The sequence below is a fragment of the Miniimonas arenae genome (genome assembly GCF_006351005.1).
In the GTDB taxonomy this organism is placed as follows: Bacteria; Actinomycetota; Actinomycetes; order Actinomycetales; family Beutenbergiaceae; genus Miniimonas; species Miniimonas arenae.
Genome location: NZ_VENP01000027.1, coordinates 20368 through 43737 on the forward strand (window position 1 = coordinate 20368; position 23370 = coordinate 43737).

17 protein-coding genes, 1 tRNA gene, 1 pseudogene and 1 riboswitch are annotated in these 23370 nt (G+C 74.1%); of the genes and pseudogenes, 12 read left to right on the forward strand and 7 right to left on the reverse strand.

Annotation, left to right across the window (positions count from 1 at the left end):
* Nucleotides 1-2 precede the first annotated feature (2 nt).
* From cydC to FH969_RS08470, 4 genes are read right to left on the reverse strand one after another with little or no spacing between them, the layout of a single operon-like run.
* The gene (gene cydC, locus FH969_RS08455) at nucleotides 3-1865 is read right to left on the reverse strand and encodes a thiol reductant ABC exporter subunit CydC (protein WP_246071798.1); all 1863 of its coding nucleotides are present in this window, start codon (nucleotides 1863-1865) and stop codon (nucleotides 3-5) included.
* The gene (gene cydD / locus FH969_RS08460) at nucleotides 1862-3544 is read right to left on the reverse strand and encodes a thiol reductant ABC exporter subunit CydD (protein WP_139986927.1); all 1683 of its coding nucleotides are present in this window, start codon (nucleotides 3542-3544) and stop codon (nucleotides 1862-1864) included. The genes cydC and cydD overlap by 4 nt, the downstream gene beginning before the upstream one ends.
* Before the next feature lie 4 nt (nucleotides 3545-3548).
* Nucleotides 3549-4568, reverse strand: a complete 1020-nt coding sequence (gene cydB, locus FH969_RS08465; RefSeq protein ID WP_108717781.1) for a cytochrome d ubiquinol oxidase subunit II — start codon at nucleotides 4566-4568, stop codon at nucleotides 3549-3551.
* A gap of 60 nt (nucleotides 4569-4628) precedes the next feature.
* The gene (locus tag FH969_RS08470) at nucleotides 4629-6164 is read right to left on the reverse strand and encodes a cytochrome ubiquinol oxidase subunit I (RefSeq protein ID WP_108717780.1); all 1536 of its coding nucleotides are present in this window, start codon (nucleotides 6162-6164) and stop codon (nucleotides 4629-4631) included.
* A gap of 586 nt (nucleotides 6165-6750) precedes the next feature.
* On the opposite strand from FH969_RS08470, the gene FH969_RS08475 reads away from it, so the two are divergent.
* Nucleotides 6751-10212 carry an Rne/Rng family ribonuclease gene (locus tag FH969_RS08475; RefSeq protein ID WP_218975293.1) on the forward strand — a complete coding sequence of 1154 codons (3462 nt, stop codon included), beginning with the start codon at nucleotides 6751-6753 and terminating at the stop codon, nucleotides 10210-10212.
* Nucleotides 10213-10332: 120 nt separating this feature from the next.
* On the opposite strand, the gene FH969_RS08480 is transcribed toward FH969_RS08475, so the two are convergent.
* Entirely contained in the window at nucleotides 10333-12459 is a 2127-nt protein-coding gene (locus tag FH969_RS08480; RefSeq protein WP_139986929.1) for a hypothetical protein, read from the reverse strand.
* Nucleotides 12460-12669: 210 nt separating this feature from the next.
* On the opposite strand from FH969_RS08480, the gene rplU reads away from it, so the two are divergent.
* The 4 genes from rplU to proB all read left to right on the forward strand — a co-directional run bounded on the left by rplU (nucleotide 12670) and on the right by proB (nucleotide 16151).
* Nucleotides 12670-13011 (forward strand): 50S ribosomal protein L21, encoded by a 342-nt coding sequence (rplU, locus tag FH969_RS08485; protein WP_108717777.1) that lies wholly within the window; start codon nucleotides 12670-12672, stop codon nucleotides 13009-13011.
* A 34-nt stretch (nucleotides 13012-13045) separates the two neighbouring features.
* Nucleotides 13046-13294 carry a 50S ribosomal protein L27 gene (gene rpmA / locus FH969_RS08490; protein WP_108717776.1) on the forward strand — a complete coding sequence of 83 codons (249 nt, stop codon included), beginning with the start codon at nucleotides 13046-13048 and terminating at the stop codon, nucleotides 13292-13294.
* Between the two features lie 140 nt (nucleotides 13295-13434).
* A complete protein-coding gene (obgE, locus tag FH969_RS08495) occupies nucleotides 13435-14952 on the forward strand; it encodes a GTPase ObgE (RefSeq protein ID WP_139986931.1) in 1518 nt (505 codons plus the stop codon).
* Entirely contained in the window at nucleotides 14949-16151 is a 1203-nt protein-coding gene (proB, locus tag FH969_RS08500) for a glutamate 5-kinase (RefSeq protein WP_108719938.1), read from the forward strand. The genes obgE and proB overlap by 4 nt, the downstream gene beginning before the upstream one ends.
* A gap of 18 nt (nucleotides 16152-16169) precedes the next feature.
* On the opposite strand, the gene FH969_RS08505 is transcribed toward proB, so the two are convergent.
* Entirely contained in the window at nucleotides 16170-16712 is a 543-nt protein-coding gene (locus FH969_RS08505) for a flavin reductase family protein (RefSeq protein WP_139986933.1), read from the reverse strand.
* A 183-nt stretch (nucleotides 16713-16895) separates the two neighbouring features.
* Nucleotides 16896-17009: riboswitch (SAM riboswitch) on the forward strand.
* 283 nt (nucleotides 17010-17292) lie between these two features.
* On the opposite strand from FH969_RS08505, the gene FH969_RS08510 reads away from it, so the two are divergent.
* From FH969_RS08510 to FH969_RS08535, 7 genes are all read left to right on the forward strand, one after another.
* Complete coding sequence (locus FH969_RS08510; RefSeq protein WP_139986935.1) at nucleotides 17293-18300, forward strand: LLM class oxidoreductase; 1008 nt, start codon at nucleotides 17293-17295, stop codon at nucleotides 18298-18300.
* A gap of 354 nt (nucleotides 18301-18654) precedes the next feature.
* Nucleotides 18655-18804, forward strand: coding sequence for a hypothetical protein (locus tag FH969_RS15245; protein WP_180359726.1), 150 nt, complete (start codon nucleotides 18655-18657; stop codon nucleotides 18802-18804).
* Nucleotides 18785-19444 carry a nicotinate-nucleotide adenylyltransferase gene (nadD, locus tag FH969_RS08515; protein ID WP_108717773.1) on the forward strand — a complete coding sequence of 220 codons (660 nt, stop codon included), beginning with the start codon at nucleotides 18785-18787 and terminating at the stop codon, nucleotides 19442-19444. The genes FH969_RS15245 and nadD overlap by 20 nt, the downstream gene beginning before the upstream one ends.
* A gap of 2 nt (nucleotides 19445-19446) precedes the next feature.
* Nucleotides 19447-20718 (forward strand): hypothetical protein, encoded by a 1272-nt coding sequence (locus FH969_RS08520; protein ID WP_139986936.1) that lies wholly within the window; start codon nucleotides 19447-19449, stop codon nucleotides 20716-20718.
* Between the two features lie 84 nt (nucleotides 20719-20802).
* A complete protein-coding gene (gene rsfS, locus FH969_RS08525) occupies nucleotides 20803-21195 on the forward strand; it encodes a ribosome silencing factor (RefSeq protein WP_108717771.1) in 393 nt (130 codons plus the stop codon).
* On the forward strand, nucleotides 21192-21803 hold the full coding sequence (locus FH969_RS08530) for a histidine phosphatase family protein (RefSeq protein WP_139986938.1): 612 nt from the start codon (nucleotides 21192-21194) through the stop codon (nucleotides 21801-21803). The genes rsfS and FH969_RS08530 overlap by 4 nt, the downstream gene beginning before the upstream one ends.
* Before the next feature lie 155 nt (nucleotides 21804-21958).
* Nucleotides 21959-22031 (forward strand) — tRNA-Ala (locus FH969_RS08535).
* A 751-nt stretch (nucleotides 22032-22782) separates the two neighbouring features.
* On the opposite strand, the pseudogene FH969_RS16145 reads toward FH969_RS08535, so the two are convergent.
* Nucleotides 22783-23259, reverse strand: a pseudogene (locus FH969_RS16145) (recombinase family protein); the annotation flags it as partial.
* Between the last annotated feature and the right edge of the window lie 111 nt (nucleotides 23260-23370).

A 23370-nucleotide genomic window follows, 5' to 3' on the forward strand; every position in this document is an offset into this window, starting at 1 on the left:
GATCATGCCTCGCTCGCGGCGGGCGCCGGCGCCGCCGACGCGGCACCGGGCGCGGCACCGGTCGCGGCCGCGCCCGCCGGCACGGCGTGCCCGAGCGTCACCACGGCGTCCGCCGCCTCGACGGCCGCGACGTGGTGCGTCACGACGACGACGCTGCGCTCGTGCCGGCCGAGCGCCAGCAGGTCACGCACGAGCGCCTGCGCGACGTCGTCCGGGAGGTGCTCGGCTGGCTCGTCGAGCAGGAGCAGGGGAGCGGGGCTCGCGAGCGCGCGCGCGACGAGGAGCCGGCGTCGCTCGCCGCCGGAGATCGTCTCGGGCCCGACGACTGTGTCCAGCCCGTCCGGCAGCGCCTCCACCCACGCGCGCAGGCCGACGGCGTCGAGCAGCTCGAGCGCCTCCTCGCGCGCCACGTCGCCACGCGCCACCCGGATGTTCTCCAGCACGCTCGTGCCGAACACGTGGGCGTCCTCGGCGGTGAGCGCGACGTGCGCGGCGCGCTCTGGCCCACGCATCCCGTGCGGGTCCACGCCGTCCACCCGCACCGCGCCGCCGACCGGCGCGAGCATGCCGGCCAGCGTGAGCAGCAGCGTCGTCTTCCCGGTTCCGGACGGGCCCACGACGGCGAGCGATCCGCCCGTGAGGTCGAGGTCCAGCGGGGCGGTGCACGCCTCGCCGCCGGGCCAGCCGCACACGAGGCCGCGCGCGTGCAGGCCGGGCGGCTGCAGGGTCGTCGCGAGCGGGTCGAGCGCCTCGGGCGCCGCGTCCGGCGCGACGCCGTCCGGCGCGACGCTGTCGCGCACGACGCCGGGGCGCGCCGCGCTGTCCGTGGCCGCGAGCAGCGCCGAGATGCGCCGCGCGGCCTGCGCCGACCGGCGCAGCTGGGCGGCCGCAGCCGGCAGCGGCGCGGTCGCCTCGAACGCAGCCAGCGGCACGAGGACGACGACGGCGAGCTCGGTCGCGGTCAGCGCCCCGGAACCGACGGCCGGCACCGCGACGAGCAGCGCGCCGAGCACCGACGCGCCGACCGCGAGCACGGCCGTCGCCGCGGACCAGGCGAGCGGGCGCGCGGCGAGGCGCTCGCCGTCGCGCGCCTGGGTGTGCGCCGCCTCGAGCGCGGCGAGCGCGTCGGGCCGACCACCCCCGACGGCGAGCTCGGCTGCGCGGGAGACGAGCGCCTCGGTCGCGGTGGCGACCTCGGCGCGGGACGCGACTCGGACCGTCTCGGCGCGGCTGTCGGCCCGGCCGGCGAGCGCGGGCACCACGACGGCCGTCACGGCGAGGCACGCGAGCAGGACGAGCGCCGACGGCACCGAGAAGCACGCGATGAGCACCACCGAGCCGAGGCCGACCACGACGCTCACGCCGGCCGGCACGAGGGCGCGGATCACCACGTCGCCTACGTCGTCGACGTCGGCGCCGGTGCGGGCCAGCAGGTCGCCGCGCCGCAGCCGCGCGAGCTCCTCGGTCCGCCCCGCGGACAGCCGCTCGTACAGCTGGGTGCGCAGCTCGGCGACCCCGGCGAGCGCGGCGTCGTGCGTCGCGAGGCGCTCGAGGTAGCGCGAGACGCCGCGCAGGATGCCGAACGTGCGCACGCCCACGGCGGCCACGTTGAGGTACATCACGGGCGGCATCTGGGCCGCGCGCACGATGAGCCACGCGGCCGTGCCCGAGAGCGCGACGGACGCGGCGAGCGTGAGGGAGCCGAGCGCGACGGCGCGCGCCAGCACGGCGCGGCGCAGACCGAGCATCGCGAGGACCGGGCGCAGGGCCCGCAGGTCCGCGCGCACGCCGGTCGTGACGGCCGCAGCGGGGGGCAAACCGGCGGGCTCGGGCAGCAGCTGCGCGCCCGGCTCGACGACGCTCACGCGGCCACCTCCGCCGGCGCGGACGAGCGGACCTGGACCACGACGTCGGCCGCCGCGAGCGTGCCCGGTCGGTGCGCGACGACGACGACCGCGGCGCCCGCGTCCGCGACGGCGCGCAGCGCGGCGACCACCTCCTGCTCGTCCCCGGGCGCGAGGTGCGCGGTCGGCTCGTCGGCCACGACGAGCCGCGCCCCGCGTACGAGCGCCCGGGTGAGCTCGAGCCGGTGCGTCTGGCCGACGGACAGCCCCGAGGACAGCCCGCCGGCCTCGGCCGCGAGCGGCGTCGCCCAGCCCAGCGGCAGATCCGCGACCACGTGCGCGAGGCCGGTCGCCTCGGCCGCCTGAACCAGGCGGGCCTCGGCGTCGGGACCCGACGCGCCGCCGAGCGCGTGGCTGCGCACGGTGCCGCCGCTCGTCACGACGCGCTGCGGCACCCAGGCCGCCTGGGCCCACCACGCGGCCGAGGCGACGTCGGCGAGGTCGGTGCGTTCGCCGTCGTGCTCCAGGACGAGCGTGCCGGCATCCGGCGGCTGCAGGCGCAGCAGGGCCATCGCGGTGGTCGTCTTGCCCGCACCGCTCGCCCCCGCCAGCGCCGTGACCCGGCCCGGCTCGATGACCGCGTCCAGGTCCGCGGGGGCGAGGTAGCCGCGGTCGTCGGCCGCCACGGCGAGCCCCGAGACGACGAGGCGGTCCCACGCGGGGACGGCACGCTCGCCGTCGGCCGGCAGGGGCTCGTCGAGCACCGCGAAGACGCGCTGCACGGCGGTGAGCCCGTTGGTGGAGGCGTGGAACTGGGCCCCGACCTGGCGCAGCGGCTGGTAGATCTCGGGCGCCAGGATGAGCACCGTGAGGCCGGTGGCCAGGTCGATCCGGTCGTAGACGAGCCGCATCCCGATCTCGACCGCGACGAGCGCGACGGACAGCGACGCCAGCAGCTCCAGCACCGCGCTGGACAGGAACGCGACCCGCAGGGTCTGCATCGTCGTGGTGCGGTACGCCTCGCCGAGGCGACGCACGCGCACGCCGGGCCCGACCTCGCGGCCGAGTGCGCGCAGCGTGGTGAGGCCGGCGAGCAGGTCGAGCAGCTGGGAGCCCTGCGCGGCCAGCGCCTCGAGGCGCTGCTCGGACCAGCGCTGCGTCGTGACACCGACCAGCCACATGAACACCGGGATGAGCGGCAGCGTCGCGGCCACCACGAGTCCCGAGACGAGGTCCAGGCGCAGCACGACGAGCAGCGTGAGCGGCGTGAGGATCGCGGTGAGGAGGAGCTGCGGCAGGTACCCGGTCACGTAGGGGACGAGGTCGTCGAGTCCGCGCGTGGCGAGCGTGGTGACCTCGGCGCCGTGCCGGGTGCGCCAGCGGTGGGGGAGCCGCGAGGTGTGCTCGAGCAGGCGGGTCCGCAGCTGCGCGACCACGTCGACCGCGGCCTGCGCGCCGAGGCGCTCACGGAACCAGGTCAGCGCGGCGCGCAGGACGACGGCGCCGACGAGCGCGGCGAGGGGCGTCGCGACCGCGGCGAGGTCGACGCCGTCGAGCGCGACCGGTGCGACGGCGTGCCCGATCGCGAACGCCTGGACCACGACGCATACGGTCGCGAGGACCGAGAGCGCCGCTGCGGCGACGACGAAGGTGCGGGCCGCGGCCGCGGTGCGCAGGAGGCGAGGATCGAGGGGCCGCACGCCGTCAGTGGTTCACGAGCTCGGACGGCTGCGGCGGGATCTGGTCGCGGTGCAGGCGGCGGGAGAACACCTTGAACGACCAGCCCTGGTAGAGCAGCACGACGGGCACGAGCACGACGGCGACCCACGTCATGATCGTCAGCGTGTAGTCCGAGGAGCTCGCGTTGTCGATCGTGAGCGAGTTCGCCGGGTCCGTGGCGGGCATGACGTTGGGAAAGATCGCGCCGAAGATGAACACGACCGCCATCGCGATGGCGACCGCGTTGAGCGTGAACGCCCAGCCCTCGCGCCGTGCCCGGGTCGCGAGCACGACACCGACGAGCGCGAGCGCGGCGACGACGAGCGGCGCCCAGGTCCAGGCGTTGCGGGAGTAGGCGAGCTGCGCCCAGATGACCCACACGGCGGCGACGGCGGCCGAGGGCAGCGCGAGCCGCTGGGCCAGGGCCATCGCGCGCTCCTGGTACTCGCCCGAGGTCTTCAGCGCGAGGAACACCGCGCCGTGGGTGAGGAACAGACCGAGCGTCACCACTCCGCCGAGCAGCGCGAACGGGTTGAGCAGCGCCCAGAATCCGCCGACGTACTGCATGTCGGCGTCGATCTGGACGCCCCGCACGATGTTGGCGAACGCGACGCCCCAGAGGATCGCGGGAACCCAGGAGCCGATCGCGATGCACCAGTCCCAGCCGTTGCGCCACCGGTCGCTGTCGACCTTGTGCCGGTACTCGAACGAGACGCCGCGCAGGATGAGCGCGAGCAGGATGAGCAGGAGCGGGAGGTAGAAGCCCGAGAACAGCGTCGCGTACCAGTGCGGGAACGCGGCGAACGTCGCACCGCCGGCCGTGAGCAGCCAGACCTCGTTGCCGTCCCAGACCGGCCCGATCGTGTTGATCGCCAGGCGCCGGTCGGTGTTGTCCTTCGCCAGGGGTCGCATGAGCATGCCCACGCCGAAGTCGAAGCCCTCGAGGACGAGGTAGCCGATCCACAGAACGGCGATGAGGATGAACCAGAGTGTTGGCAGGTCCACGGTCAGGTTCCTTGTCGGTCGCGGCGTGCGGGTGGGATGAGATCTGCGCGGGCGCGCCGGTCAGTAGGCGAAGTCGAGCTGAGGGGTCCTCGAGGACTCGTGCTCGCCGTCGGGCGTGTGCTGGTCGTCGTCCCGGTCGCGCGAGGTGTCGGGGGAGTCCGGCGAGCTCACCACGGGCGCGCCGGCGCGGACGTCCTTGCGCAGGAGCTTGAACCACACGACGGCGAGCGCGCCGTAGACCAGCGTGAACGCGAGCAGCGAGAACAGGACGGTGCCGCCGCCCACGACGGTCGAGACGCCGTCGGCCGTGGCCATCTTGATCTCGATCACGCCGTCGGCGCCGATGTTGGGCACCACCACCCACGGCTGACGGCCCATCTCGGTGAAGATCCAGCCGAAGGAGTTCGCGAGGAACGGCATCGGCAGCGCGACGAGGCAGAGCCGGGAGAACCACACGTTGTCGGTGAGCCGGCCGCCCCGCAGGGTCCACAGGCCCCACAGCGCGAGCGCGGCGGAGAAGATCGCCGGGCCGATCATGAGGCGGAACGCCCAGTACGTGATCATGAGGTTCGGGATGTACACCATGTCGTCGCCGTAGGTGTCGCCGAACCGCTCGGCGAAGTCCGCCTGGACGTTCTCCGTGCCCGGGACGCTGCTCTCCGGACCGCTCCAGTTCCCCGTGGCGAGGAACGACGTCAGGCCCGGGATCGAAAGGATCGCGGTGGTGTCACCGCAACTGTTCGGGTCGTTGAGGTTGCCGATCGTGAGGATCGAGAACGGCACGCTCTCCGCGGTCTCGCAGTGCGCCTCGGCCGCGGACATCTTCCCCGGCTGCTGCTCGTACATGATCTTGGCCTGGTGGTCACCGGTGACGAGCAGCCCGACGCCGGCGACGAGGATCGCCACGAGGCCGACGTAGGCGGCGGGGCGGTAGACGGAGCGCGCGGTGGCCTCGTCGCCCTTCTTGACCGAGCGGACGATCCACCAGCCCGCGATCCCTGCGACGAACGTGCCGGCGACGAGCCAGGCGGCCACGATCACGTGCGGGAAGGTCGCGATCGTGGTCGGGTTGGTCAGCACGGCACCGATGTCGGTGAGCTGCGCGCGGCCGAGTTCCTCGTTCCACACGGCGCCCACGGGGTGCTGCATGAACGAGTTGGCGGCGAGGATGAAGTAGGCCGAGAGCGTGGTGGAGAAGGCCACGGCCCAGATGCAGAGCAGGTGGACGCGCTTGGACAGCCGCTCCCAGCCGAAGATCCACAGGCCGAGGAAGGTGGACTCCACGAAGAAGGCGGCGAGCGCCTCCATAGCGAGCGGGGCGCCGAAGACGTCGCCGACGAACCGGGAGTACTCGCTCCAGTTCATCCCGAACTGGAACTCCTGCACGATGCCGGTCACGACGCCGATCGCGAAGTTGACGAGCAGGAGCTTGCCGAAGAACTTCGTGATCCGCAGCCAGTTCTCGGTGCGCTTGACGTACCAGATCGTCTGCATGATCGCCACGAGGGTCGACAGCCCGATCGTGAGGGGCACGAAGATGAAGTGGTAGACGGTGGTGATCCCGAACTGCCACCGGGCCAGGTCGAGCGCTTCCATGGGGTTCTCCCGGTCCTGTCATGCCGTCGAACGAGGTGACGGTAGCCGACCCCGCCGACAGCCGAAGGGGTGCCCCGTCGTCGTCAACCTAGTGTCGTGACGCCGCGTCAAGAAGGACCAAGGTCCTAGGGCCCGATGGCGTGTTCCGTGCGTGCCGTCGACCCTCGCCCGGGCTGTGGTGCGGGTCTCGTCCCAGGCCGGTTCAGGGGCCGGTTCAGGGCCCGGTACGGCGCCGGGCGTCGCGACTCTCGGCCGGCGTGTCGCACGGCCCCGCGTGACTCGCCGGGGGACCACCGATGGACCACCGATGGATGACCGATGGACACCTCAGGTGCTTTTCGCGGGCCCTGTGCGATACTGCTGGAGGTCGGCGGGGCCACACCCCCCGCCGGTCCGACGACAGCTCCGGCCCCTCGTCCACCTCGCACCGCCACGTCGGCGTCGTGCGGCGGACCCGGCCGTGAAGCGGGCGTCGGCCCCCCTGTCGGGGTATCCCTGACTTCCGGTGTCGGCCTGGCCGCCACCGACGAGAGAGCCCGCGGGCGCCCGCGGTGGTGTGACGGGCGCACCCGGGCACGGAGCCACCATGGCAGACGAGTCCTACGAGCAGACCCAGCAGAACGACGGCGCAGCGGCGCCCGCGCCCACCCGGCGCCGCGCCCCCCGCCGCGCCACCCGCGGTGTCACGACGCCCACGGCCGTGCCGGCCGACACCCCCGCCGAGGCCGCAGCGCCCGCCGACACCGAGCAGCAGGCGCCCAGCCCCGCCGCGCCGGAGGCTGCCGCTCCTGTCGAGCCGGTCGCGCCCGCCACCGACGAGCCGGTCGAGACGCCCTCGGCGGACGCCGAGCCCGAGAGCGACGCCGAGCCCGAGAGCGACGCCGAGCCCGAGGAGGACGAGCTCGACGGCGAGCACCCCGCGGGCCACGCCCTCACCTTCTCCGCCGCGCCGGTCCACCCGGTCCGCGCCCCCGAACAGCAGATCGACGTGTTCGCCGCGTTCGGCCTCGGCACCGCCCGTCCCGCCGAGTCCGGCGCCGACGCAGCACCCGCGGACGAGCCGGCCGCCGAGAAGACCGCCGAGAAGACGAACCGAGCGCGCAAGACCAAGCGCGACACCGCGACCGCCGCGCCGAGCGCGCCCGAGTCGAACGCACCCGCGTCGGACGAGGCCACGGGGAGCACCCCCGACGACGAGTCCCAGCCCCGCCTGGCCGCCTCGGCCCTGCTGTTCCAGCCGCCCGCGTCGACCCCGCGTCGTCGCCGCCGCAAGGCGGGCGCCGAGGGGGAGACGACCGAGCCGTCGGGCGCCGGTTCCGCCGAGGGGCCCGAGTCCGCCGCGAGCGACGACACGGCGGACGACGCCGAGCCCAAGCCCGCACGCAGCCGCGGCTCGCGCCGTGGTCGCGGCCGGGGCGCCGCCACCCGGGACGAGACCGAGGAGCCGGTGGTCGAGGTCGTCGAGGCGACCGAGCCGACGGACGCCACGACCGAGCCGACGGACGCTCCCGACGCGACGGACGACGTCGAGCCCGGTGAGCAGGACGAGGCGGGTGAGGGCACGGACGACTCCGGCGAGGCCGGCACGCCCCGCCGTCGCCGTCGTCGCGGAGGCCGCGGCCGCCGTCGTACGGGGGAGTCCGGCGGCGACGCCGACGGCGAGGACGACGCGGACTCCACCGACGCCGACGGCGACACCGACCGCGCCGAGGACGATCCCGAGGACGCCGCGTCCAGCGCGAGCGACGGCGGGGCCGACGGCGAGGACGACTCCGCCGGGGGCAGCTCCCGGCGTCGTCGCCGCCGTCGCGGCAGCAGCAGCCGGCGCACCGAGCCCGACACGAGCGACAGCGGACGTGCCCGCGCCGCGCGCGACGAGGTGACGGCCCTCAAGGGGTCGACCCGGCTGGAGGCCAAGCGCCTGCGCCGTCGCGAGGGTCGGGACTTCGGGCGTCGCCGCCAGGTGATCACCGAGGCCGAGTTCCTCGCGCGCCGCGAGTCGGTCGAGCGCGCCATGGTGGTGCGCGAGCGTGCCGGCATGACGCAGATCGCGGTGCTCGAGGACGGTGTGCTCGTCGAGCACTACGTCGCCCGTGCCCAGCAGACCACGATGGTCGGCAACGTCTATCTCGGCCGCGTGCAGAACGTGCTGCCGTCGATGGAGGCCGCGTTCGTCGACCTCGGCCGCGGTCGCAACGCCGTGCTCTACGCCGGCGAGGTGAACTGGGAGGCCTCGGGCCTCGAGGGGCAGCCGCGCCGCATCGAGCAGGCGCTGAAGTCCGGCGACCAGATCGTCGTGCAGGTCACGAAGGACCCGATCGGGCACAAGGGTGCGCGGCTGACGTCGCAGATCACGCTCGCCGGTCGCTACCTCGTGCTCGTGCCGAGCGGTGCGATGACCGGCATCTCCCGCAAGCTCCCCGACACCGAGCGTGCCCGCCTCAAGAAGCTGCTCGGCGAGATCGTCCCCGAGGGCCAGGGCGTCATCGTGCGCACCGCGGCCGAGGGTGCGAGCGAGGAGGAGCTGCGCCGCGACGTCGAGCGACTGAGCGCGCAGTGGAAGGAGATCGAGGCCAAGTCCACCGGCAAGAAGACCTCGGCGCCGGCGCTGCTCAAGGGCGAGCCCGAGCTCTCCCTGCGCGTCGTGCGCGACGTCTTCAACGAGGACTTCTCCTCCCTCACCGTGTCCGGCGACGGCGCGTGGAGCACGATCTCGGAGTACGTCGGCTCGGTCGCGCCGGACCTCGTGGAGCGCCTGCACCACTGGACCGGTCCCGAGGACGTGTTCGCGAGCAAGCGGATCGACGAGCAGCTCGCGAAGGGCATGGACCGCAAGGTCTGGCTGCCCTCGGGCGGCTCGCTCGTGATCGACCGCACCGAGGCGATGACCGTCGTCGACGTCAACACCGGCAAGTTCACCGGCTCGGGCGGCACGCTCGAGGAGACGGTGACGCGCAACAACCTCGAGGCCGCCGAGGAGATCGTCCGGCAGCTCCGCCTGCGCGACATCGGCGGCATCGTCGTCATCGACTTCATCGACATGGTGCTCGAGTCCAACCGCGACCTCGTGCTGCGCCGCCTCATCGAGTGCCTCGGCCGGGACCGCACGCGGCACCAGGTCGCCGAGGTGACCTCGCTCGGGCTGGTCCAGATGACGCGCAAGCGGGTCGGCCAGGGACTCGTCGAGGCGTTCTCGACGACGTGCGAGCACTGCCGGGGGCGCGGGTTCATCGTGTCCTCCGAGCCGCACGCGCACGACATCGCGCCCGAGCCGGAGGAGGAGACCCCGCGCGTGGGTCGCCGTCGCAGCGGCAGCGGCGGCCCGAACGGCGGCAACAGCGCGAACGCGAGCGGCTCCGGCCGGTCGGGGCGCGGCGCGTCCACCGGGACGCCCGCCGCCGCCGCGCCGGTGGACTCGGCCGCGCGCGAGGCGGTCAAGGCCACGCTCGCGCAGATCGCGGCCGCCGCGCAGCACGCGCACCAGGCCGCCGAGGAGCCGCACGCCGAGGCCGGTGCGTCGACGATCGCGGTCGTGTCCGACACCGCGCCCGACGGCGAGCCGCAGTCCGCGTCCGACGTCGAGACCACCGGGGCGAGCGCCGGCGACGGCGAGCGCGCGTTCGTCGACGGCGAGGTCATCGCCGAGGTCGTCATCGAGCTGCCGCTCGAGCAGGTCGTCGAGTCCGTCGTGGCCACGGTCGAGGCGACCGAGGCCGCCCGCGCCGAGGAGGCCGCCGAGCCCGGGGCCGCTGAGCCGCAGGACGCCGAGTCCGGGGCCGCTGAGCCGCAGGACGCCGTCGTGCCGGAGACGGTCGAGGACGCTGCTGAGGTCGTCGGCGAGCCCGACGCCGAGGGGGAGTCCAGCGACGTCGCCGAGCAGCCGGTGTCCACGGACGAGCCGGCTGAGCAGCCGGAGTCCACGGACCAGTCGGCTCCGGAGGTCCTCGACCGACCGGGGGGCGCGGAGAGCGACGCCCCGGACGACATCAGCGAGCCGAACCAGGTCGAGCCGGCCGTGCAGCCCGACGAGGCCGAGCGCACCGAGTAGTCAGCCGCACCACGCAGAAGCGCAGAAGCGCGCGTGCCGTCCCGCGAGGGTCGGCACGCGCGCTTCGTCGTCGGGGCCCGCTGTCCCGGCATGGTTCCGCTCGCGCAGGTGTAGGAGGAGCTACCCGACGACCCCGCGCCGCAGGCGCCACCGGGCGAGCAGCGCCAGCACGCCGGCCCCGCCGAAGGTCAGCAGGAGCTCCGCCAGCGAGAGCCAGAGCGGCCGCGCGGGCTTGGCCGGCACGAGCAGCAGCACCAGCGCCGCGGGGGCCGCGAAGAACCCGAGGATCAGCAGACCGCGCACGTGGGGACCGAACGCCCGCGTCGCGGCGGCTCGCCCCGGGGCGACCGTCTCCTGGTCGAGGCGGGGGAGCGGGTCGACGTCCTGGTCTGCCAACCCGAGCCCGGCGGCGCGCGCGAACTCCTCGAGCGCGTCGTACCGGCCGTTCGGCGTCCACTCGTGCGCGGGCAGCACGGCGCGCCAGCGCCAGCGCGAGTCGGCGAGGGCGAACCCCCACGTGCCCGAGGAGCGAAGCCGGACGAGCCGCACCACGCCGAGGTCGCCGTCGCTCGGACCGGGTACCCGCGTGACGTGGCCGGACCGGCTCGTGAGGACGAGGTCGGGCCCGCGCAGCTCGAGGTGAGGCGCGAACGGCCCCTTGCCCGCTCGGTAGCGCGCGGTCGCGGGCGCTCGCACGGCGAGGTCGCGAGCCCAGACCGCGAGCCACGCGACGTAGGGCTCGACCAGGGCCGCGAGCGTGAGCAGCAGGACGAGGACCTGGAACCAGCCGCGTCCGCCGCCGGGCCACACCACGAAGGGCGCCGCGAGCACGAGCCACGGCGCGAGCGCGCGCAGCGGCCAGGACCAGGTGAACCCGGGACCGAGATCGCGGTTCCACCAGCGCCCGCGCCAGCCGCGCCGCAGCGCCGCCCGACCCACGCTCGCCTCGCGGCCGCGGTACGGCGGCCGGTGCGGTGCGGGCCGGAGCATGCCGGCGGAGGAGTCGGCGTCGGGCGGGTGCGCCACGCCGCGGCGCAGCGGGACGCCGATCGTCGTCGCGCCGCGCGTCACCCCGACCGCCTCGAGCGCGAGCACGCCGCGCGCGGCGCCGAGCGGCACGTCGCCCAGGGTCGAGTCGACGAGCGCCTGGTCCACCACGGTCGTGGGCTGGCTCGCCCAGTCGGCGACGGCGAAGCTCGCCAGGGAGCGGCCGGCCGCGTCGAGCACGTGCACGGTCCCCAGCTCGTCGAGCTCGGGCACGCCGGCCCACCGCTCGTCCGGCGCGAGCGCCTCGGCGAGCGCGGAGCGCGCGGCGGGGGCGACCCAGAGCAGACCGCCGATCGGCTCGCTCTGGCCGATCGAGACCCGGCCGGCCGCCGTCGTGACCTCCACGCGACCCGGCGTGAACCGCACCCGGGCGGCTACGCTCGCGCGGCGGTAGGGCGCCGCCCGACCGCTCGCGTACAGCTCGACGTCGCCGCCGACGCCGGGCAGCTGTGGCGTGCTGGGTCGGTCGTCGGTCCAGCGGTGGGACACCACGACGTCGGCGATGCGCTCGATCCGGGACGCCGACGTCGTGAGCAGGGCCAGCGCCGGGAGCACCGCGGCGGCGCCGACGCCCCGCCGCGACGTCGCGGCGAGCCGGCGGACGTCCTCCGAGAGCGCGGCGAGCGCCGAGCGCAGCGTGCCGCGCAGGCCGTACAGCTCCTCGCGCGAGGTGGCCACGGGGTCGGCGAGCCGGGGGACCTCCTGGAGCACGGCGTCGAGGTCGAGCGCGGCACCCTGGCCACCCCCGGCGCCTGGTGCCCCCGCACCGAGCGCGCCCGGGCGCCACGGCAGCCGCGCGAACGAGGGCAGGTCCTCCACCCGCGTCTCCGACGTCATCCGCGAGGCGAGGTCGAGCTGCTTGCGCGCGTACGCGAACGCCTCGTGCAGGTCGCGGTCCTCGGCCTCGACGGCCGCGGCGGCGTCCTCGCAGGCCAGCTGGGCCGAGCGGAGCTCGTTGGCCGCGGCCGTCAGCGGGTCCTTGCCGGCCGCGAACAGCCGGGCGAGCATGGCCTGCTCGCCGGTCGCGATCCGGGGGACGCCCGCCGGGCCCAGCACCGGCGTCAGCGCGATGCGCGAGGCGAACCGGGTGCCGACGGCAGAGGCGCCGGGCGCCGAGCCCGACGCCGAACCCGGCGGCGCGGCGCCGCTCGGGCCGGCGCCGAACGGTCCGGGTACTGTCGGGTGCGTCGGAGCGGTCATCGGGGGCACCTTACCCGCGGGCCCCGGCGGCCCTGCGGCGTGCCGCACGGCACTCGCGCGCGGGCCGCTGCGCATTTGACCCGCTCGGCCTGGCCGCGTAACCTGGACCGTCGGCGCGAGCACGTCCAGTGTGCGCCGAAAAGCCCTAGCTGCTGCAGCCACCGGTGCCGCGCGTCCAGGACCTCATGGTCCGGCCCACGCGCCGCGGTGATGCGCAGCAGTTCCGATGAGGAGAGATGCAACGTGGTGTACGCGATCGTCAAGGCGGGTGGCCGTCAGGAGAAGGTGGCCGTCGGTGACATCGTCGTCGTGGACCGGGTGTCCGGCGACGTCGGTGACAAGATCGAGCTGACCCCCCTCCTCCTCGTCGACGGCGAGAAGGTCACCTCGGCGGCGAAGGACCTCGCCAAGGTGAAGGTCTCGGCCGAGATCGTTCGGGACGAGAAGGGCCCGAAGATCACCATCCTGAAGTTCAAGAACAAGACCGGCTACCGCAAGCGCCAGGGGCACCGTCAGAAGTTGACGCGCCTCAAGGTCACCGCGATCGCCTGAGCCGCACGGCTCCCAGAAGAAAGGGGTGTGCGTCATGGCACACAAGAAGGGCGCCAGCTCCTCGCGGAACGGCCGCGACTCCAACGCTCAGCGTCTCGGCGTCAAGCGCTACGGCGGCCAGGTCGTCAAGGCCGGCGAGATCATCGTCCGTCAGCGCGGCACGCACTTCCACCCCGGTGAGGGTGTGGGGCGCGGCGGCGACGACACGCTGTTCGCACTCCAGGCGGGTGCGGTGCAGTTCGGGACCCGGCGTGGTCGCCGGGTGATCGACGTCGTCGCCTGACCGATCGCTTCGATGCAGCTCCGCGAGGGGCGTACCGCGCCGCGGTACGCCCCTCGCGCATTTCCTGCCCTGCATCGTCCCGCACCACCCACCCCGCACCACCCCGCACAACCCGCCCCGCACCACCCTGAGGAGTAGTCGTGGTCTCGTTCGTCGACCGGGTCGTCCTGCACGTCGCAGGCGGTGACGGTGGGCACGGCTGCGCCTCCGTGCACCGGGAGAAGTTCAAGCCGCTCGGCGGCCCCGACGGCGCCAACGGCGGAGACGGGGGCGACGTCGTGCTCGAGGTCGACCCCCAGGTCACCACGCTGCTGGACTACCACCACCGTCCGCACCGCAGCGCGCAGTCCGGCGGTCAGGGGCGCGGCGACATGCGGCACGGCGCGAACGGCGACGACGTCGTTCTCGGCGTCCCCGACGGCACCGTGGTGCGGGCCCAGGACGGCACCGTGCTGGCCGACCTCGTCGGCGCCGGTGCCCGCTACGTCATCGCGCACGGCGGCCGCGGCGGCCTCGGCAACGCCGCCCTCGCCTCCCCCCGCCGCAAGGCCCCCGGCTTCGCGCTGCTGGGCGAGCCCGGCGAGGAGGTCGAGGTCGTCCTCGAGCTCAAGTCCGTCGCCGACGTCGCGCTGGTGGGCTTCCCGAGCGCCGGGAAGTCCTCGCTCATCGCCGCCATGAGCGCCGCGCGGCCCAAGATCGCCGACTATCCCTTCACCACGCTCGTGCCCAACCTCGGCGTCGTCCAGGCCGGGTCCGAGCGCTTCACCGTCGCCGACGTGCCCGGGCTCATCGCGGGCGCCAGCGAGGGCAAGGGCCTTGGCCTGGAGTTCCTGCGCCACATCGAGCGCTGCGCCGTCATCGTGCACGTGCTGGACTGCGCCACGCTCGAGCCGCGTCGCGACCCGATCACCGACCTCGACGTGATCTCCGCCGAGCTCGCCGCCTACGCGCCCGACCTCGACATCGCCGGCGGCCGCGTGCCGATCCTCGAGCGCCCGCAGCTCGTCGTGCTGCACAAGGTCGACGTGCCCGAGGCCAAGGAGCTCGCCGACTTCGTCAAGCCCGAGCTCGAGGCCCGCGGCCTGCGGGTCTTCGAGGTCTCCAGCGCCTCGCACGAGGGGCTGCGCCCGCTCACGTTCGCGCTCGCCGAGCTCGTCGCGCAGGCTCGCGCCGCCGAGCCGCCGCCCGCGCCCGCGCCCGTCGTGGTGCGCCCACGCGCGCACGGTGACGCGCTCTTCACGGTCACCAAGGTGAACACGCCCGACGGCGAGGCGTACCAGGTGCGCGGCGACAAGCCGGAGCGGTGGGTGCGTCAGACGGACTTCGCCAACGACGAGGCCGTCGGCTACCTGGCCGACCGGCTCGCGCGCCTCGGCGTGGAGGACCAGCTCGCCAAGGCCGGTGCGCTGCCGGGCGACACCGTGGTGATCGGCGCGCTCGTCGGCGGGGTCATCTTCGACTGGGAGCCCACGCTCAGCGCGGGCGCGGAGCTCCTCGCGCCGCGCGGCACCGACATCCGGCTGGAGGAGTCCGGCCGGCGCAACACGCGCGAGCGGCGCGAGCAGTACACCTCGCGGATGGACGCCAAGACCGCCGCGCGCGAGCAGCTCGCGGACGAGGCCGACCGCGGGGTGTGGACCGACGCGGACGACGCGTGAGCTCGCCGACGAAGGCCGTCGCGGTCACCGAGCCCGACGGAGCCACCGAGCCCGACGGAGCCACCGAGCCAGAAGGTGCCGACCGCTCGTCGCTCCTGCAGGCCCGGCGCGTCGTGGTCAAGATCGGCTCGTCCTCTCTGACCCAAGGCGGGGGTGCGCTCGATCCGGAGGCGGTGACCGCCGTCGCCGACGCGCTCGCCGCCCGGCGCACGGCCGGCACGCAGGTGGTCCTCGTGTCCTCCGGTGCGATCGCGGCCGGCATCACCCCGCTCGGCCTGCCGGCCCGGCCGCGTGACCTCGCCACCCAGCAGGCCGCTGCGAGCGTCGGCCAGGGCCTGCTCATGGCGCACTACACGCGCGCCTTCGCGGCGCACGGCCTCACGGTCGCACAGGTGCTGCTCACCGCGGACGACGTCGTGCGCCGCGGCCAGTACAAGAACGCCCAACGGGCGCTGGAGCGCCTGCTCGCGCTCGGCGTCGTGCCGATCATCAACGAGAACGACGCCGTGGCCACGGACGAGATCCGGTTCGGCGACAACGACCGCCTCGCCGCGCTCGTCGCGCACGTGGTGCAGGCCGACGCGCTCGTCCTGCTCACCGACGTCGACGCGCTCTACGACGGCCACCCCAGCCTGCCGACGTCGCGGCGGATCGCCGTCGTGGCCTCGGCGGCCGACCTCGACGGCGTCGTCGTCACCCAGCGCGGCAGCGGGGTGGGCACGGGCGGCATGACCACCAAGGTGACGGCCGCGCAGACCGCGACCGGAGCCGGGATCCCGACCCTCGTGGCCGGCGCCGCCCGGATCGCCGACGCGCTCACCGGCGCCGACGTCGGCACGTGGTTCCGCGCGACGGCGTCGCGTCCGCGGACCCGCCGGCTCTGGCTCGCGCACGCCGCGCACACGCGTGGCCGGCTCGTGCTCGACGACGGCGCGGTGCGCGCCATCACGCACGGCAAGCGGTCGCTGCTCGCGGCGGGCGTCGTGGGCGTGGAGGGGGCGTTCGAGGCGGGCGACCCCGTCGAGCTCGTGTCGCTCACAGGTGTCGTGGTCGCGCGCGGCCTCGTCGCGTACTCGAGCGAGGAGCTGCCCGAGCGGCTCGGCCGCACGTCGGAGCAGCTGCGGGAGCGGTTCGGCCACGGGCACGACCGCGAGGTGGTGCACCGCGACGACCTCGTCGTCGTCGCGCGGCGTCGCTGAGGCGAGGCTCAGCGACCCTCAGCCGACCTGGGAGTGCGGCCCCGTGCCGTGGTAGGTCCGGTCGACGTACACCAGCCGCGGGGCGCTGGGCTCGCCGTCGGGCGAGAGATCGTCGGCGAGCTCGAGCACGCTGGCGACCACGAGGTAGCTGCTGCCCGCGCGGACGCGCTCGTCGATCGCGATACGTGCCCACGCGTTGACATCGGCGAGCCGCGGCTCGCCCGTGGGCAGCCACGTCAGCGGGACGCCAGCGAAGCGGTCGATCCCGGGGGTCGCGAAGCGCGTCGAGAGCTGCGCGTGGTCGTGGGAGAGGAAGTGCACGACGGCGGAGCTCGCCTCGCGCAGCGCCGGCCACGACGAGGACACCTCCGTGATGGAGAACGCGAGCACGGCCGGATCGGCGGACACCGAGATCACCGACGTCGCGGTGAAGCCGACGGGGTCGCCGTCGGGCCCCGCGAGAGTCACCACCGCGACCCCCGCGGGGTGCCGGCGGAAGAGGTCCTTGAAGGTGCGCGGCGTCACGGAGCCGGACGCGGCGGGGGAGACGTCAGCGCTCACGGACGCACGGTCCTCGGTTCGGGGCAGGTCGAGGGTCACGCTGTCGACGCTAGGACGATCCGGGCGCTCGCGGCGAGCGGACGTGACGGGTTCCACGATGTGGACACCGCCGTCGGGGTGATGGCCTTGCTCACCCTCGTGATGAGTTGACACGACAACCTCTCCGGCCTACTTTGGGGACACGGTCTCGAGTATCAGCGACAAGCCCCGGCTCGCTGGTCGGCAACCCTCCTCCTGCGGTGGGGTGCCCCGGGTGACGACCAGGTCCTGGCTACCTGCCCAGGGCAAGCGCTCGTCCGCTCCCGCGGAAGAACGAGGAATGAACACGATGGTCACGCGAGTGCAGAGCCCCTCTCCGCTGCTTCCCGCCTCCTCCTCGATGATGTGTGGCACGCCCTGCGCGTGCATGTGTATGCGCTGACGGCGGCCGGAACGGGATCTTCTCCCACCAGCTGCTGGCCCACCAGAGCCAGCCTCCCGCCGTCGTGCCCCGGCTCGCGTTGCTCGCGGGCGCCCGACCTCGCCTCCTACGGCCCCGGTCGGCCACACATCACCCTGCTCGTGCAGAAGAGGACCACTCATGTCTGTCCAGAACCTCCCCACCCCCGCCGACAGCTCCAGCCCCGCCTTCACCGGCCGCCTGCTCCTCGGCGTCGACCTCACCACCACGGGCGCCAAGGCGCCCCTGCACCGCCGCAGCTCGGCCGGGACCGGCCAGCGCGTCTCGCTCGGTGACGTCGCCGACTACGTGGCGCTGTCGCGCGACGCCGGCGCCGAGCTTGTCACGTTCGGCGAGTCCTTCCGGCTTGACGACGCCCCCCGCAACGACGCCTGGCTCGACCCGGCCGTGATCGCCTCCCGCCTCGCCGCGGCGGGCCTGCTCGACGGCGGGCCGCGCGTGGTCTCGGCCCTGCCGGCCGGTTTCCTCGACCCGATGAGGCTCGCCCGCGCGATCGCCGGCATCCACGCCCGATCGGGCGGACGCGCCGGCTGGCAGCTGCCGACGTCGACGACGTCGGGCGGCGTGCACGCCGAGGTGCGTCGCGTGTGGTCGCTCACGCCCGAGGCCCGCACGGGCGGCCGCGCGCCGCTCCTGGTGACCGCGCCGACCGACCCGGCGACCGCCGTCGTGGCCGGTCGGTGGTCCGACGTGGTGCGCCTGCGCGTCACGGACGTGGCCGAGGCGCGCCGTCGCCGGCTTGCGATCCGCACGGCGGCCGAGCAGGCGGGTCGCAACCCCGACGACGTGCGCGTCGTGGTCGACGCCGTCACCGTGATCTCCAACGACGCCGCGAGCGCGCTGTTCCGCGCCGACCTGCTGCGCGACCTGGGCACCGTCGAGGGGCCCGAGCCGCTCACGGTGGCCGGGACGGGCCGCGGGGTCGCGGACGTGCTTCAGGAGTGGGTCGAGGCGGACGCGGCCGACGGCTTCGTGGTGCTGCCCGGCTCGCTGCCGACCGATGTGCTGGCGATCGCCGGATCGCTCGCCCCCGAGCTGCGCGAGCGTGGCCTGCTGGCGCCCGCTGACCCGGTGGTGGCCGAGGCGCGGGTCGGTGGTGCGGCGCTCTCGCTGCCCGAGCTCGTCTGAGGCGATCGCCTGGAAGCCGGAAGCCCCGCCACGATCGGTGGCGGGACTTCCGCGGGAGGCCGCTCCGGCGCTAGCGGGCCTCTACCTCCGTCGACGACCGAGGCCGCCGACGGCGCTTCGCGGCTGTTCGGCCGCTCGACCAGTCTCGTCCGCGTCGGCGCCGCCCACGCGGGACGAAGGTCCCGTCGGCTCGTCTCGCCTCGTCTGGTCGACAGGCGGCGGGCGCGTCACAGGCACGGCCGGGGCACGGCCGGGGCACGGCAGGGGCACGGCAGGGGCGCTGCAGGGCACTGTGCGGCCAGACGTGCGAGACTGTGCGCTGGCCCTGCCCAGGGCACTGCGGAAGGAGACAGCATGGCGAGCTCGCTGGTGATCATGGCCGAGGCGGCCCACGAGTCGGCGTACCACAGCCCCTACCTGTACGGCGGAGTGGCGCTCGGCGTCCTGCTGTTCCTCCTCCTCGCGACCTACGCGTTCCGCAGCGTTGGCACGCGTCGCCGCTGAGGCGTCCGCGCACCGCGCCCGCGGCGGCACCGGTGCGCGACGCGCCCGCCGCCGCACGGGGATCATGGGTGGCACGTTCGACCCCGTGCACCACGGTCACCTCGTGGCCGCGAGCGAGGCGGCCGCCGAGTTCGGCCTCGACGAGGTCGTGTTCGTGCCGACCGGGCTGCAGCCGTTCAAGACCGACCGCCGCGTCGCACCCGCCGAGCACCGCTACCTCATGACCGTCATCGCGACGGCGTCCAACCCGACCTTCACGGTGTCCCGGGTCGACATCGACCGCGAGGGCACCACGTACACCGTGGACACGCTGCGCGACCTGCGCGCCGAGCGGCCCGAGGAGGAGTTCTTCTTCATCACGGGCGCCGACGCTCTGAGCCAGATCCTCACGTGGAAGAACGCCGAGGAGCTCTTCGAGGCGGCGCACTTCATCGGCGTGACGCGCCCGGGCCACGACCTCGACGGGCACGGACTCCCGGTCGACAAGGTCTCCCTGCTCGAGGTGCCGGCCATGGCGATCTCGTCGACGGCGTGCCGCGAGCGGGTCGAGCGCGGCAAGCCGGTCTGGTACCTCGTGCCCGACGGCGTCGTGCAGTACATCAACAAGCACCGGCTCTACCGCGTGGACGAGGGAGGCTAGCCATGAGCACCGAATCCCAGCCGACGGGGGAGCGACGGCGTCGTCGTCGCGCCGCACAGGCGGCCGCCGGGGACGGGTCGGGCGAGAACAGGGCGGTGGAGTCCGGCGCGGCTGCGGCTGCTGCGACTCCGAGCGCCGCGGCGTTTGCGCCCCCCGCCGGGGCCGGTCAGGCGGCGCCTGCAGCGGGCGAGGCGTCCGACCGGACCGAGCTGATGCCTGCGCTGTCCGACGAGACGGCGCCCGTCGAGCCGGTCGCGGCCGAGAGCGCGTCCTCCGCGAGCTCGGCCTCGAGCGGGCCTGCGACCGAGCCGCCCGCGAGCCGCACGCTGACGCGACGCGAGCTGCGGGAGCTGCGCGCGTCGGGCACGTCCGAGCAGGTCATCGCCGACCTCGCCGGCCAGGCGACGGGTGCCGGCACCGAGTCGGGCTCGAAGGGCTCAGCCTCCGGAGGCGGTCGGTCCGCCGCCGGCGCGACCTCGTCCGCCGCGGGCGCCGCGACGAAGCCCGACGCGCCGGCCGAGCCGAGCACGCCGTCGCGCCGCTCGATGCGTGACCGCCCGCCGCCCGCGCAGACCGCGGTGCCCGGGCGCGGCGAGCGCGTGCCCCCCGGCTTCCCGACCGTCCGGCCGCCGGCCTCTGCCCAGGGCGTGCGCAGCGTGGACGAGACCGGCGGGCTGTCCGAGGTCCGCCCGACGCGGTCCCAGGACTCCCCGGTCGAGGTGACCGGACCGCTGGACTGGCAGTCCAGCGTGACCACCGGGAACGCCGGCGTCGACGCCGCCAAGGCGGCGGAGTCGGAGGCGCCCGACGGCGAGGACTCGCCTCCGCCGCTGTCCGCGGCGCCGCAGCGCCGGTCCGTCCTGGGCGGGGCGAGCGCTACGCGAGGTGAGTCGTCGCGCGCGACGCTCGGTGCGCCGTCGTCCGTCCCGCCCTCGATCCCGCCGGCCTCCGCGTCGACTCCGGCGACGCCGTCGCTGTCCGAGGCGACGGAGTCCACCGCCGCGGACGACGCCGAGGACGAGACGCTCCGTCCGCCCGTGTGGGAGCCCGTGCGCAGCGACGCGGGCGCCAGCGTGCCGACGCCCCCGCTGGCGCCACCCCCGTCGCCCCGGAAGGCCTTCGGCGCCGCCGCCCCGGCCACGGAGAAGGCGGCTGACGCGGAGCACGCCGACGACGAGCCCCGACGCTCCTGGTGGTCCACCCCGGTGGGCTTCCTGCTGCTGGGGGTGCTCGGCGTCGGGCTCGGCGTGGCGCTGTTCCTCCTGCTGACCTGACCGCTCGCCTGACCGACCGACCCCGACCCACTCACTGCACGACCACCGTCGTCTCGCCCCGAGACCCGACAGACCGGAGCCGTTTTGACCGCATCGCCCACCGCCGTCGAGCTCACCGTCGCCGCAGCCCGCGCCGCCGCGGACAAGAAGGCCGAGGAGATCATCGCGCTCGACGTCTCGGAGCGGCTCGTGCTCACCGACGCGTTCCTTGTCGCCTCGGCGTCCACGGAGCGTCAGGTCGGCGCGATCGTGGACGGCATCGAGGAGGCGCTGCACGCGCGCGGAGTGAAGGCGCTGCGTCGTGAGGGCGTGGGGCAGAACCGCTGGGTGCTACTCGACTTCGGTGACCTCATCGCGCACGTCCAGCACAGCGAGGACCGCGAGTTCTACGCGCTCGAGCGGCTGTGGCGGGACTGCCCGGTGATCACCTTGCCGGACGACGTGCGCCACCCCGCACCGGCCGGTCCGGAGGCGTGACGGCCCGACGCGTCGTGCTCTGGCGGCACGGCCAGACCGACTACAACGTCGCCGGACGCCTGCAGGGCCAGGTGGACATACCCCTGAACGAAACCGGCCGCGCGCAGGCGAAGCAGGCCGCGCGCCTCGTGGCCGAGTTCCACCCCGCGCTGGTGGTGTCCTCGGACCTGTCGCGCGCCGTGGCGACGGCGCAGGCCGCCGCCGAGTTCCTGGGGCTCGACGTCGTGACCGACGAGCGGGTGCGCGAGCGCAGCTTCGGCACCTGGGAGGGCTTGCACGACACCGAGATCGCCGAGCGCTGGCCTGAGGAGAACGCGGCCTGGCGGGCCGGCGGCCACCCTGAGGGCGTGGGCGCGGAGACGCGCGGGGCGGTGGCCACCCGGTTCGCCGCGGCCGTGCAGGAGCACGCCGAGGCGCTCGACGGCGAGCAGACCCTTCTCGTGGTGGCGCACGGGGCGTGCATCGCCGTGGGGATCACGGCGCTGCTCGGGCTCGACGCCGACCAGTGGGCGGGGGTGCGTGGGCTGGGCAACTGCCACTGGAGCGTGCTCCAGGCGTCGCCGCGGGAGCCGCGGTGGCGGCTCGAGGCGCACAACATCGCGCCGTGAGGCGTGGTTCGAGGTGCTTCAGGGGCGGTCCGGGCCGCTGCTCGAGGGCTGCTGAGCCGCGCCGTTCCGCCGGTTTGGTCGATCGGGTTGCGGTCGCGTAAGATGGACGAGCCCTGCGGGGCACACCAGTCCGAGGGTCGCAAGGCCGGAGGCACGGGGCATTGGCGCAGTTGGTAGCGCGCTTCCATGGCATGGAAGAGGTCAGGGGTTCGAATCCCCTATGCTCCACATAACCGGTTACGTTCGAACCCTGCCCCGCTTCATCGTGGGTCAGGGTTCGAACGTTGTTGGGGCTGGTGTCGGTGGCCAGGATCGTGGCGATGGTCTGCACGGGCTCGGGGGTGACGTGTTCGGCGTCATCGATGGTGATCTTGGTGAACAGTGCCCGGTTGAGCATCCGGCGTTCGGCGGGTTCGGCTTTGGCGTAGAGGTCTCCTAGGTCGGTGAGGATGTCGAGGATCGCGTCGAGTCCGATCTTCGCGTTGGTGTAGAGGGTGCCGAGTGAGTCGAGGCGGCTGTTGATTGCGTGGAGGCTGGCGCGGATGCGGTCTTGCTCGGTCTTGAGCAGGTCGATGGGGATCGCGTCGGCGTAGTGGGCTTGGAGCAGCTTGACCTGTTCGGCTTCGAGCTTGGCCTTCTGCGCGCTCAGGGTGGCTCGTTCGTCGGCGGACGCGGCAGCGAGAGTGTCGAACACGCGCCCGAGCACGCTCTTGATTCGGGTGGCCTCGTCGGCGGTGACGCCTTGCTGCTGGTAGGCGTGGGTGATGTGGTCCTCGACGCGGTAGACGAGGATGGCGCTGCGCTGGCAGGTGTTGCGCTTGAGGCGTCGTCCGGTGCAGGTGAAGTAGTCGTAGGCGATGCCCTGGTGGTTGCGGGGCCGTTCGTACATGAGCCGCTTGCCGCAGCTGCAGTAGATCGACCCTTTCAGGTAGTGGTCGTACTTCTGGGGCTTGTCACCGACCACGTTGTTCTGACGCAGGATCGTCCGGACCCGATCGAATGTCTCTGGGGTGACCAGCGGCTCGTGGGTGCCGGGGTAGGTGACCTCGCGGTAGGTGACGATGCCCTGGTAGTAGGGGTTGGTCAGGATGGTGTGCAGCAGCTTCGTGGTGACGGGCTTTGCTGGGAACGACGGTGTGGGCCGGGTGGTCAGGCCCCGGGTCTCCAGCTCGCGGGCGAGCGTGGAGAGTGACCAGTTCCCGCTGGCGTAGGCGGTGAATGCGAATCGGATCAGTTCGGCCCGATCCGGGTCGAGTGCGATGTCGCGTATCTCGTGGCCTTTGGCGTCGATGGTGCGGATGTTGAGGTAGCCGATGGGCGCCTTGTTCGGGGTACCACCGAGGGATGCCTTCTGGACGAGACCCTTGGTGACCTCTTGGGCGAGGTTCAGGGAGTAGAACTCGGCGATGGAGGCCAGGGGCCTGACCCCGGATCTTGGACACGCTGAATCCGGCACCTGGTGCTGGGGAAGCGAGATGATCTGAGAATCATGGCCAGGAAGAACTACTCGGAGGAGTTCCGTCGTCAGGCCGTCGACTTGTACGAGTCCACCCCGGGCGCCACGGTC